At 66.6% G+C, this 11626-nt stretch carries 13 protein-coding genes; 5 read left to right on the top strand and 8 right to left on the bottom strand.

From position 1 onward, the window contains the following. The first annotated feature begins 29 nt into the window (after window positions 1-29). A complete protein-coding gene (locus AC4PWQ_RS00870; RefSeq protein WP_492089499.1) occupies window positions 30-1268 on the top strand; it encodes a PASTA domain-containing protein in 1239 nt (412 codons plus the stop codon). A 104-nt stretch (window positions 1269-1372) separates the two neighbouring features. Here AC4PWQ_RS00870 and AC4PWQ_RS00865 read toward each other — a convergent pair whose 3' ends face one another. Genes AC4PWQ_RS00865 through AC4PWQ_RS00850 form a run of 4 tightly spaced genes read right to left on the bottom strand, consistent with a single transcriptional unit; the run spans window position 1373 to window position 4033 of the window. Continuing rightward, window positions 1373-2056: an anthranilate synthase component II gene (locus AC4PWQ_RS00865; RefSeq protein WP_371174678.1), complete on the bottom strand. Its 684-nt coding sequence runs from the start codon at window positions 2054-2056 to the stop codon at window positions 1373-1375. Continuing rightward, window positions 2056-2211: a hypothetical protein gene (locus AC4PWQ_RS00860; RefSeq protein ID WP_371164017.1), complete on the bottom strand. Its 156-nt coding sequence runs from the start codon at window positions 2209-2211 to the stop codon at window positions 2056-2058. The genes AC4PWQ_RS00865 and AC4PWQ_RS00860 overlap by 1 nt, the downstream gene beginning before the upstream one ends. Then, window positions 2211-3056, bottom strand: coding sequence for a class E sortase (locus AC4PWQ_RS00855; protein ID WP_371151154.1), 846 nt, complete (start codon window positions 3054-3056; stop codon window positions 2211-2213). The genes AC4PWQ_RS00860 and AC4PWQ_RS00855 overlap by 1 nt, the downstream gene beginning before the upstream one ends. Continuing rightward, entirely contained in the window at window positions 3053-4033 is a 981-nt protein-coding gene (locus AC4PWQ_RS00850) for a DUF881 domain-containing protein (RefSeq protein ID WP_492089498.1), read from the bottom strand. The genes AC4PWQ_RS00855 and AC4PWQ_RS00850 overlap by 4 nt, the downstream gene beginning before the upstream one ends. A gap of 105 nt (window positions 4034-4138) precedes the next feature. Here AC4PWQ_RS00850 and AC4PWQ_RS00845 point away from each other — a divergent pair, with 105 nt between their 5' ends. Both AC4PWQ_RS00845 and AC4PWQ_RS00840 read left to right on the top strand, forming a co-directional pair. Further along, window positions 4139-4405, top strand: coding sequence for a cell division protein CrgA (locus tag AC4PWQ_RS00845; protein ID WP_371151158.1), 267 nt, complete (start codon window positions 4139-4141; stop codon window positions 4403-4405). A gap of 916 nt (window positions 4406-5321) precedes the next feature. Then, window positions 5322-5522, top strand: a complete 201-nt coding sequence (locus tag AC4PWQ_RS00840) for a hypothetical protein (RefSeq protein ID WP_492089497.1) — start codon at window positions 5322-5324, stop codon at window positions 5520-5522. A 495-nt stretch (window positions 5523-6017) separates the two neighbouring features. Here AC4PWQ_RS00840 and AC4PWQ_RS00835 read toward each other — a convergent pair whose 3' ends face one another. Both AC4PWQ_RS00835 and AC4PWQ_RS00830 read right to left on the bottom strand, forming a co-directional pair. Continuing rightward, the gene (locus AC4PWQ_RS00835) at window positions 6018-6899 is read right to left on the bottom strand and encodes a rhomboid family intramembrane serine protease (protein WP_371177350.1); all 882 of its coding nucleotides are present in this window, start codon (window positions 6897-6899) and stop codon (window positions 6018-6020) included. 217 nt (window positions 6900-7116) lie between these two features. Further along, on the bottom strand, window positions 7117-7638 hold the full coding sequence (locus AC4PWQ_RS00830; protein ID WP_371151163.1) for a peptidylprolyl isomerase: 522 nt from the start codon (window positions 7636-7638) through the stop codon (window positions 7117-7119). A 287-nt stretch (window positions 7639-7925) separates the two neighbouring features. Here AC4PWQ_RS00830 and AC4PWQ_RS00825 point away from each other — a divergent pair, with 287 nt between their 5' ends. Beyond that, the gene (locus AC4PWQ_RS00825; RefSeq protein WP_371151165.1) at window positions 7926-8528 is read left to right on the top strand and encodes a hypothetical protein; all 603 of its coding nucleotides are present in this window, start codon (window positions 7926-7928) and stop codon (window positions 8526-8528) included. A 356-nt stretch (window positions 8529-8884) separates the two neighbouring features. On the opposite strand, the gene AC4PWQ_RS00820 is transcribed toward AC4PWQ_RS00825, so the two are convergent. Further along, window positions 8885-9058, bottom strand: coding sequence for a hypothetical protein (locus AC4PWQ_RS00820; RefSeq protein WP_492089496.1), 174 nt, complete (start codon window positions 9056-9058; stop codon window positions 8885-8887). A gap of 283 nt (window positions 9059-9341) precedes the next feature. Between AC4PWQ_RS00820 and AC4PWQ_RS00815 the strand changes: the two genes are divergently transcribed. Further along, window positions 9342-10943, top strand: coding sequence for an IS1634 family transposase (locus AC4PWQ_RS00815; RefSeq protein WP_420492511.1), 1602 nt, complete (start codon window positions 9342-9344; stop codon window positions 10941-10943). On the opposite strand, the gene AC4PWQ_RS00810 is transcribed toward AC4PWQ_RS00815, so the two are convergent. Continuing rightward, window positions 10921-11187 (bottom strand): hypothetical protein, encoded by a 267-nt coding sequence (locus AC4PWQ_RS00810; protein ID WP_492089495.1) that lies wholly within the window; start codon window positions 11185-11187, stop codon window positions 10921-10923. The genes AC4PWQ_RS00815 and AC4PWQ_RS00810 overlap by 23 nt on opposite strands. Window positions 11188-11626 lie beyond the last annotated feature (439 nt).

Raw genomic sequence — 11626 nt, 5'->3', positions numbered from 1 at the left:
GAGTCTCTTGGGACCCATAGACGTTTTTCGTGCGCCGCTTCAGCGACACCGCCGTCTCCGTGGCCTACCAGCACGTCCAGGAGCTGCCCAAGCCGCCCTCGTCGCTGGCCGCCGACATCCCCGGCGACCTGGACCGCGTGGTCCTGAAGGCCCTAGCCAAGAACCGCGACCACCGCTACCGCGACGCCTCCGAGATGCGCGCCGACCTGCTCAAGGCCGAGCGCGGCCAGCCCGTGCTCGCCCCCGCCGTCTCCCACTGGGCCACCGCCCCCAACCCGGCCGCCGCCAACACCGTTGCCCTGGCCGCGGCCACCGCCCTCACCCCGGCGGTGCCCGCCCCGGCCCCGCCCGCCCCGCCCGTGCTGAGCGACTCCGCGCAGTCCTCCTCCATGCACGGCGCCCCGGAGGACGTCTCCAGGCGCCGCGAGGCCGCACTGCGCGAGCAGAAGCGCAAGAAGCGCCTCCTGTGGACCTGGATCGCCGTCGCCCTGGCCGTCCTAGTCGTCGGCGTGGGCGCATTCGCCATCCTCAACGGCAAGGAGGCAGAGCCCACCACCGTGGCCGTCCCCGAACTGGCCGGCCTGGACCAGGGCCAGGTGCAGCAGGTGCTGCTCGAAGCCGGACTCAAGTTCGAGCTGGGCCCCGAAACCCTCTCCGCCGACGTCGAGCGCGGCAAGTTCGTCTCCGCAGACCCCGCCGTCGGCAGCCAGGTGGCGCCCGGCTCCGTGGTCAAGGTGTCCTTCTCCGGCGGCCCGCAAACCTTCGCCCTGCCCGACCTGCGCAACCGCACCCTGCAGCAGGCCCGCGACGAGCTCGCCGCGCTCGGCCTAGAGGTCGGCGCCCTCACCAGCGAAGACTCCGGCAAGCACGAGCAGGACGCCGTCATCCGCACCAACCCCGAGCCCGGCACCCCCGTCAAGGCCGGCGACAAGGTGGACGTCGTCTACTCCACCGGCCTCGTCGCCATCCAGGACTTCACCAACAAGATGCTCGTGGACGCCGAACAGTTCTTCACCGACAACGGCATCACCGCCTCCATCACCTACGAGGAGTCCGACCTCACCCCCGGCACCGTGCTGCAGCAAAACCCCGCCACCGGCAAGGTAGGCCGCGGCTCGCGCGTGAACCTGCTAGTCGCCCGCGAACGCTCCACCCCCACCCCGCAGCCCACGCCCACCCCGCCGCCGGCCTCCACGCAGGCACCCGAGCCGGGCACCCCCTCAGAGGACCCCTCCGCCTCCGCGGAGCCCACCGGCAGCGGCGGCTAACACCCACGCCGCTCGGGCCTGCCAGGTCCACGAGAAGGGGCGGGGGCGGCCAGAACCTCAATTCGCGTTCTGGCCACCCCCGCCCCGCTGTATCCGCGCCGGGCCTAGCCCCCGGCCACCGCGGGAGCCATGCCCAGGGAGCGCTCCACCGCCCCGGCCCCGCCGATCTCCTCCAGCCACGTGGCGAACATGCGGTGACCGCCCTGCGTGAGCACCGCCTCCGGGTGGAACTGCACCGCCTCCGCGCGCGCTGAGCGGTGCCGCAAACCCATGATGATCCCGTTCTCGGTGCGGGCCGTCACCTCCACCTCCTGCGGCAGCGTCTCCGGGCGCACCGCCAGCGAGTGGTAGCGCGTCACCCGCACCGGCTGCGGCGCGCCCGCGAACACGCCCACGCCCTCGTGCTCCACCAGCGAGGTGCGCCCATGCATCAGCTCCGGCGCGTGCGACACCGTGGCCCCACACACCTCCGCCAACGCCTGCATGCCCAGGCACACCCCAAACATCGGGATGTCCCGCTCCAGGCACTGCCGGATCACGTCCATCGACTGGCCCGCCTCCGCCGGCGCGCCCGGCCCCGGCGAGATCAACACCCCATCGAAACCATCCAGCGGCGGCACCACGTCGTTGCGGGCCACCGTCACGCGCGCACCCAGCTGCTCCAAGTAGCCCACGATCGTGTACACGAACGAGTCGTAGTTATCCACCACGAGCACCCTCGGGGCGTACCCCGCCTCACCGGGAACCGGCCCCGCCTGGGGGGCGTCAGCGGCAACGTCGTCCATCATCACTCCACCGTGATCTCATTCATCCCAGTGACCCGCACGAACCACGGAAAACCCCACTGGAACAACACGAACACCACGGCCGCGAACAACAACAGGCACTGCAGCGCCTTCATCCACTTCGGGCCGGGCAACGCACGGAACAAGGCGGCATACATCAGTTAGACCCCATCTCTGCCGGGCGGCCCGCATCACGCGGCAGCCAGTAATCGAACTCCGTGTAGACGATGTAGCGGTGCGTGTTACCCCACTCCGGGTCGCACGTCGTCATCGTCATCAAACGCTTCGTGGGCTCCTGCCCCGGGGCGTGCGGCACCGGCGCGATCACCTCCACCTGATCCGGGTCCACGATCTCGTAGCTCGTGACCCGGTAAACCAGCCAGGCCTCCGCCGTCTCCACGATCACCGGGTCACCCGTCTGCAGCTTGTGCACGTCCCGGAAGTTGTGGCCCGCCGTCTGCCGGTGGCCCGCCACCGCGAAGTTGCCGAGCTCGCCCGGCTGCTGCGTGTCCACGTAGTGGCCCGCGTAACCCAGGTCCAGCAGGCCCGCCGCGAACGTGCCCTCCGCCAGCGGGATCGCCATGTTGTCCCACCTGGGCACGTGAATCGTCCCGAAGATCGCGTAATCGTCCGCAGGCTGGTGCACGGGCGGGTTATCCCGCCGCTTCTGCTCCTCCACCGCCGGGGTGGTAGGCGCCGGAACCTTGGCCACCTGCTCCTGGAAGATCTCCAGGCCCTTTTGCATCGTCACCTGCGCCTGCCAGGTGGTCCAAAACACCTGCCACACCACGAACAGGGCCATCACCACGCCGGCCGTCAGCAACAGCTCGCCGATCACCCCGGAGACCGTCACCGACGGCGGCGCCACCTTCGCCACGTGCCGCGGTCGGTACGGCTCCCGCCTCGCCTCGCCCTCCAGCTCGTCGGCCTGCGGGTTGTTGGCCTGCGGGTTGTCACCGTCGCGGACGAAGCCACCGTCCCCGGAAGAATAGTTAGCGCTCACTCGCTTACCTTCGCATAAAGCAACACGTTTGCCCCCGTATGCGGGGCGATACTCAACGCATCGACGGGGCTGAGCTCCCAGCCTAGACCCAAAACCTGCACGTACTGCCGGTAGATCTGCACCTGCCTGGAGGCGTCCAGCGCCGCCGTGAGAGCAGCCGGATCCCCGATCGCTTCCACCACGTACGGCGGCGAATAGTGAAAACCGTTGATGTACAGCACGTTGCCCACACACCTGATCGACGTGGTGGACACGATCCTGTGCCCCTGCACCGACAGCGCCTCCGCGCCACCCGCCCGCAGGGCGTTCAGCACACCCTCGATGTCACCCTGGTGGACCACGTAGTCGTCGTTCGTGAACTCGCCCGGGCCCGTGTCCGGCACCTTGGCGTCCCACAGCCTCACCCGCACGCCCGGGCCCGTCACCGCCACCCGGCCCGCAGCCACCGAGCGGGCCCCATCGGGGGCCGGCAGCGCGCCCGGGGAGGCCCGGTTCAGGATCTGCGCCACCTGCTCACGCAGCTCCTGGTTCACCAGCTCCGCCTGCGCAAACTTCTCCGCCCGCGACTGCGCCAACGAAACCAGGTCGCGCACCTCCGCGCTCTCCGTGTCCTGCCTCGTGCCGATGTTCACCGTCGCCAGCACCGCCCCCAGGAACAGCACCACCGGCACCGCCAGCGACGACCACGACAGGCGCGGGAACGCCAACGCGCTAGTCAGCCACCGGCGCAGCACCAGTCCGGGCCTGCCCCGCCCCTGCGCGCGCGCCGCGATCGCCTCCACATCCAGGGGCTCCATCACGCGCGTCTCGTGCCGCAGCGGCGCCCTGATGGCCCGCAGATGCGTGGTATCCAGGCGGCGCGGGTCGTGAATCGAGAGCCGTCCCGGGCGCGTGCGCAGCCGCAGCGAATCGCGAACCGAACGCCGCGTGGGCTGGTCAGGCTCCGCTGATTGCTGACTTGGCGGCTGATCGTGCACGGCGCGGACCCTTCACGTTGTGATTAGCGGCCTTCAAAAGGCTACGCTAAGGGGCGGACAATGAGCAGCTCTCCCACGCGGCGAGCAAAGATTCAAGGAGGACTCGTGCCTGAGTCGAAGAAGCGGAAGCACCGCGGCCGTACCGTGCACGCGGACACCGAGATCCGCCCCTCGTGGAACGACGACATCAAGCCCGCCCCGAGCTGGTGGGCCCCGGTAATGCTGATCCTGATGGTGGTGGGCCTGGTCTGGGTTGTCGTCACTCACCTGGCCAACGGCCTCTACCCGATTCCCGGCATCGGGGATTGGAACCAGGCGATCGGCTTCGGTGTCATGATCGTCGGCTTCCTGATGACCCTGCGCTGGCGGTAACCCCAGCCACTCGGTCCTAGCCGAATGCCTCCAGGTGGGGCGCGCCGTGATGATCGTGGGCGCGCCCCACCTTTTGTTGTCCGCCGCCCGGCACCGCCCGCCTCTGGTCGCCCCGTCGGCACCCTGCCGGCCCGCCTCTGGTCGCCCCGTCGACGCACTGCCGGCCTCCTCCGGTCTCCCGTCTCCCGCCGGCCCACCTCCCCAACTCAGGCGCCCTCCTTGGCCACCCCGCCCGGCCGACGCCCCGCCGGCCGATTCCGTCGATCACCGCCGCCCCTATCTGGCCTTCCCCACCCACCGAGTTATCCACAGGCTTTTCCACACCTGTGGGAAATTACAAGCGTGTAAGACCTGGCCGCGCCGGCCCAGCTTCCTGGAGGTTTGCCCCATGCCCCTGCCCGGCGACTCCCGGTTTCCCACCAACTCTGGCCCTTCTGACGCGCTTTCGTTGGAGGATTCCCGCAACGCTCGCCTTCTCCACAGCTTTTGGGGATAAGTGGGTGGATAACTGTGGGAAATCGGGTGCTCGGATCCGGCACGGCCCTCCCCCGGCCGCGGGTTTCGCGCCAAATGGCGCAGTGGACACTCTTCCCACAGCCTGTGGAAAGCCTGTGGGCATCGCCTTGTCGGTGCCCGCCCGGGTCAGCCGGTGTTGCGCAACCGGTTGGGCCTTTGTTGTTCCCGTTGAGCCCTTGTTGTAGCCGTCGCGGCTTTCTTTCTTGTAGCGCTATGGGGCCGATTAACGCCTCAATAGGTCACACAAAGGCCCAAGGGCAGCAACAACGGCTGGAACACTGCAACAAAGGCTCAACCGCTTGCGCACGAACCCACCAGCCGTGACCTCCCGCCCCCCCTGCCGGCGGGCATGGCTGGGACCGACTGGGCGCGGGCCAGGCGGCGGGCACTAAGGCGATGCGTGCTCGATCGTACTGGCCCCACTCCCCAGACCCAGACGAGGGTGCAGTCCGACAAGATGGAGGCGCTGATCGACGCTACCTACTCCCCCGCCCCAGGCAGGGGCACGGTGCGCTGGACCGATAGCGCGGACACCGCCACGGCGGGGACCCTGGGCGTGGGCACCACGGCCCGCACCACCCCGCCGCCTCAGCCCGCCTGAAGGGGACTAGGAGCTAGGTACTCGAACACACGGCCTCTACCAATAGCCAACTCAGGCAGTGGAGCAGAGCGCGGGACCGCTAAAGCGGTCCCGCCCCGCCGAAGGCAGGGCGGGACTCCCGTGCGATCAGCAGCGTCGCACCGGCCCGGCCCCACCCTGGGGGCCGCGCGAGGCACCGGTGCGCAAACGGTCGAGGGCTTAGTCGACCAATTGAGCTTTTGCTGCAGCTCTTGAGCCTTTGCTGCACCTCTTGAGGGGTTACCCGCTCGGGTAACCCCTCAAGAGGTGCACCAACCCCACGACCGGTTCACCAACCCCACGAGAGGTGCACTAAGCCCTCGACCGTTTGCGCAACCGCCGGCCACCGATTCCCCGGCCGACGCCCCGCCTCCCCCTCGCCAATCGCCCCGCCCAGGCCAGCCCAGGCCAGGCCGCAAAGCGAACCGCCCGGTTCCCCACCGGGGAACCGGGCGGCCAACGCTCGTGCGCGCGAACCTACGCCACTAGGGCGTAGCGCAGCACCACAGCGCCCACCTCCAGGGCGCCCAGCACGGCCAGGGATGCCAGGGCGCGGGCGTTGCGGGCCCCCCACAGGGCTGCCCCGCGCTTGCCGGCGCGGAATGCCGCCGCGCCGCGCTTGCGATCCGCGGCGCGGGCGCTCATGAGCAGGTAGCCGGCGGCCACGCCCACCACGAGGCCGCCCAGGTGGCCCTGCCAGGAGATGTTGGGCAGGGTGAAGCTGATTAGCGCGTTGATACCCAGGACGATGAGGATCTGAGTGGTGTCGGCGTTCAGGGAGCGCTGGATCGCGAAGATGGCGCCGAACAGGGCGAAGATCGCGCCGGAGGCGCCCACGGTGCCGCTCACCCAGGCAGCGGAGGTGGGGTCGGACAGCCACAGGACGGCCACGGACCCGCCCAGGGCCCCCAGCAGGTAGAGGGACAGGAACTGGGCGCGCCCTAGGGCGGTCTCCAGGGTGCGGCCGAGCAGGTAGAGGGCGTACATGTTGAACGCCAGGTGGGCCAGGCCGCCGTGCAGGAACGTGGTGGTGAGGAAGCGGTAGAACTCGCCCTCACCGGCCGCCGGGGAGAACGCCAGGGTGTAGAAGAGCTTCGGATTGATCTGCTCGGCCAGGAACACGAGCACGCACGCGGCGATCAACACGTAGCTGACCAGCGGCCCCTGGACCCGGGAGAGCTTGGCGGCCACGGCGCTGCTGGGCCGGCCCGCCTTGGCGCAGGAGGTGCAGTGCACGCCCACTGCGGCCCGCACCTGACAGTCCGGGCACACCGCGTTGCCGCAGCGTTGGCACAGCACCCAGCTGGGCCGGCCGTGGGCGCGGCAGCGGGGAGTTGCCGGCATGGTGGTCTCGCTCATGGATCGCCTTCCTTCTCTAACCGGGCGGGCCTGTCCAAGCCGCGCCGGCCCGTCCATGCCGCGCGGGCCTATTCGGGCGCGGGCGGGCGCACCCCACCTTGTCACAGTTTGCTGGGCTTTGCCTTGACCGCACCACGGAGTGTGCCGCCGCGACGCGCATACGCGAACCGGGCGGCCACCGCTAGGCGCCGCCCGGTTCCAGCTCCTCTGTCTTGGCTCAGGCCTCGACGTCGATGGAGGTGATGACCACGTCCTGCAGCGGCTTGTCGCGGCCATCGACCGCCACGCCGGCGATCGCGTCAACGACGGCGCGGGAGGCAGCGTCGTCCACCTCACCGAAGATCGTGTGCTTGCCGGTCAACCAGCCGGTCGGCACGACGGTGATGAAGAACTGCGAACCGTTGGTGCCACGCCCGCCACGGATGCCCGCGTTGGCCATGGCCAGCAGGTAGGGGCGGTCGAAGGAGAGGGCCGGGTCGATCTCGTCGTCGAACTGGTAGCCGGGGCCGCCCACGCCCATGCCCAGGGGGTCGCCGCCCTGGATCATGAAGCCGTCGATGACGCGGTGGAAGATGGTGCCGTTGTAGAGCGGCTCGTTCATGGTCTCGCCGGTGGCGGGGTGGGTCCACTCCTTGGCGCCGGTGGCCAGGCCGGTGAAGTTCTCGACCGTGACGGGGGCGGAGGTGGGGAACAGGTTGACGACGATGTCGCCAGCGGAAGTGTGAATGGTTGCCTTCATGACGCCATACTCGCACGCGCTTGAGTGTCGCGGCGGCGCCTGCGCCGTGGGCGTATCTTTGCCGCGTCGCCTTCGTGCGGGCGGGGCGCCGGATTGGCGGGTGCCGGTTTTGCCGGCGGGTGGACGACGCTGGCTTAGTGGGACGACGTTGCGCCCGCCGCCGCGTTCCTCCGTCCGCGCGGTGTATTCACCATCATTTTTCTGCGCGGGGCTGCGCGGTTAAGCCGAAACAGCGATAATGGGGGCAATGTACGCGCCGATTTCGGCGAACGACGTTAGGAGTGGCAATGGCCAGGAAGACCAAGAAGATTGAGGCAGCGGGCCGCTCCCTGGTGGGGCAGGCTGCAGAGGCCGCGTCCGACCTTTCCGCTAAGGCCCTGGGTTACGCGCACGACGGCGTGGAGTGGCTGGCGCCGCGCGCCGAGCGCGCGCTCGCCTCCGCGCAGGCCCGTGCGCTGGCGACCGGTGCTCGCCTGCGCGAGGACTACGTGCCGCGCCTGGAGCGCGCCTGGCAGGGCGCCGCCGAGGCCAGCCGTGGCGAGGGCAAGCTCTCCGAGCGCGCCTCCCTGGCGTTCAACAACGCCCGCGAGGCCCTGGTCACCCCCACCCCGGTGGTGAAGAAGCGCTCGGCGTGGCGTACCGTCGGCTGGGTCCTGCTGGGCGTGGCCGCTGCGGGTGCCGCCTACGTGGCGTGGCGCCGCACCCAGCCGGTGGAGGACCCGTGGGCCGAGGACTACTGGGCCGAGAGCACCTCCACGGACCTGGGCGAGCGCGTCGGCGAGGTCGTGGAGTCCGCGAAGTCCAAGGTTGAGGAGGCCGTGGAGGCCGTGGCCGACCAGGTCGAGGACCTAGAGTTCGAGGCTGAGGAGCTGGGCGAGGACAAGGCCTGAGCTGCTGGCTTGCCGGTACAGCGGCCCTCGTGAGGGGCTGAGGCTGCCCGGAGGCTGATCGGGGGGAGCGTGCTGCGCACGCTCCCCCCCCGCTTTGTTGCTTTGGGACTGGTTTCCTTAGGCACAACGGCAAACCGTCCGCTGCCCAACTTCCTCATCCGTAAAGGAGGTTGTGCCCACACCAATCGAACTCGACATAAAGCGCCTAGCTTCCAAGCAAAGAGTGTGACCACCTCTCCAACTACGTCACCGGCGCTCTCCTGAAAACAGGTGAATTAGAGCCCCGACTACACCCTTAAATTGGGAGGAACCGCATATATGAAGAGCCCGTATCCAGCAACAATTTTCTCATCGACCTACCAGGCTGGCACCTCAGGCGATCCAGAGGTGGCTGGCCCCGTAATGGCGGCGAACAGTCCAGCTGCAAGAACTATGATTCCCCACCACTGAGCGGGCAGGAAGAATAGCTTGTTGCGGTTACGCAGTTCCTTGAAAGCAGTCTCGCGCTCCTCGTCAAGGAACTTCTCCAAGCGAATGAGTCTATTCCCAGGAGTCTCCCCCTCCACGGTACCGAGTGACGTCGACAATCCGAGAGTTTCCAGCTCCTTGATGATGCTTTCATACCGCGATCTGCGGTACTCGATAGCCTGCAGTCTTGGCCAGTAAATATTCATAAACCAGCCAGCCGCATACGTAGAACCTGACTTTTGACACTTGGTATGGAGCTGGGTGGTTTGGGTCGGGTTTTCGTTGATTTTCTGCGGGTGTGGGGGTTGGTTTGGGTCACTAAGGGGGTGGCTATGATGAGGGTTTGTGAGCCCGTTCATCCGTCAAGTGCGTACTGCCTCGGGGGCCACGGCTGTGCAGATCGTGATCAAGGAAGGCCGGCGTAACAGGATTGTTGAGCACATTGGTTCGGCTCGTACGCCTGGCGAGCTTGCTGCCTTGGTCCAGATCGCACGGGAAAAGCTCCATCCTGGCCAGCTCGAGCTAGACCTGGACCTTTCATCGGGGTGGGCAGACTCCGCGCCGGGTGGCCTGGAGGACTACCGGCAGGCGGCCAGTAGCGCAGCGCGCGTGGTTGGCCACCGTAGCGGCTTGTTGTGGCAGATCCTTTGCGATGCTTGGCGGGATCTTGGCTTTGACCAAGCGGTAGGCGATGAGGCCTTCAAACAGATTGTCCTGGCCCGGCTGATCGAACCCACCAGCAAGAGCGCTATAGCAGCAATGTTGACCAGCCTGGGGCTGGAATCCTTTGACTCACGCACCCACTTTCGTGCCCTGGCCCGTTGTGTGGAGCGTGATTACCGCTGCGCTTTGGCTCGCGCGGCTTTGGCGCATTGCCTGGCGTATGGGGATGTGTCCTTGGTGTTGTACGACGTGACTACCTTGTACTTCGAAGTCGAGGAAGAAGACGCGCTACGCAAGGTCGGTTACTCCAAGGAACGCCGCGTCGATCCCCAGATCCTGGTCGGCCTGCTGGTAGACCGCAACGGTTTTCCCCTAGAGGCCTCCTGTTGGGAGGGCAACAAGTGCGAAACCCATACCCTCATCCCCACCATCGAGGCCTTCAAGCAACGCGCTGGGGTGGAAAACCTGGTGGTGGTAGCTGATGCTGGCATGCTCTCTCGGGCTAACTTGCAAGCCCTCAACGAGGCTGGCTACGGCTTCATTGTCGGGGCCAGGCAGACCAAAGCACCCCTGGACCTCCAAGCGCATTTCTTCTGGCACGGGGACTACTTCACTGATGGGCAGATCATTGAGACCATCACCCCACGCCACGCCGGCAAACAAGAACGCGATCAGCGCCTCAAGGCCGAACCGGTCTGGCACCCACAAACACACCCGGGCTCGTGGCGGGCGATCTGGGTCTACTCATCAAAGCGTGCCGCCAGGGACAACAAGACCCTTACTCTCCAGGAGAACCGGGCTAGAGCCATCGTTGCTGGGGAAAAAGCTATGCGCTCAGCCAGGTTCGTCACCACTAGCTCCCAAGGAAGGGGCCTGGATGAAAAGGCCCTGGCCAGGGCGCGGCGTCTAGTCGGGCTTAAGGGCTATGTCACCAACATCCCAGCCCAGTCCATGAGCGCGGCCGAAATTGTGGCTGACTACCACGATCTGTGGAAGGTGGAACAGTCCTTTCGCATGTCCAAACACGATCTACGCGCCCGCCCGGTCTTCCACCACACCCACCAATCCATCCAGGCTCACCTGACCGTGGTAACCGCTGCCCTGGCCATAGCCCGCCACCTACAGACCCGAACCGGCCTGTCCATCAAGAAGATCATCCAGGCCCTCAGGCCCGTCATTGACGTCACCATCAACATCAACGGACACGAACTCACAGCCACCAGCCAACCCCAAGGCCAAGCCGCCAACATCCTGGCCAGCCTCACCAACAAAATGGGTCACTAACGGTGTCAAAAGTCAGGAGCTCCTTGATGATGCTTTCATACCGCGATCTGCGGTACTCGATAGCCTGCAGTCTTGGCCAGTAAATATTCATAAACCAGCCAGCCGCATACGTAGAAGCTCCCCCTAGGACCCCAAAGGCCAGAGCACCCCCGGCAGTATCCATGCCAATGGTATTGTCGACAATCGCAAACACAAGAGCGGCTGGCAGAAACGCTGCCAGCCCCCATCCACTAAAAATAATCATGCGAGAATGTTATGCCTGCATGAGCACACCAACACATAAGCGCCCAGTATTACTTCCTATACGGCTCTCATTTCTTCACATTGTGACTAAAGTCCTGTTCTCCCGGGCCTAGTCCCCAGCCCTTAACGTCCTAACCCCCTGCGATCCTAACAACCCAGCTAAATGGGTCCAGTCTTGCCGAAGACTGACGGCACCCCCCACAAAAACTCCATAACTCAGACGAACTAGTTACCATGAAGCGGCAACCGGCTTCACGAAATACCCGCCCGTTCCTTGACACGACATAAGCCCCCCGATCGGGCATGAGACACGCCGACTCCATCACGCTAAGGCGTGTCCCAAATCATGGCTACGACCACTCGTCGGCTGTGGCGCCCACTGGGAGCGCCCTCACAGTGCCGCCGTATCGGCGCTGCCCTAAGCTGGATTGGCCGCCTTG

Source organism: Buchananella sp. 103232, from assembly GCF_058725725.1.
The sequence above is the reverse complement of the archived record's forward strand: the minus strand, read 5'-3'. Positions and strand labels throughout refer to the sequence as shown.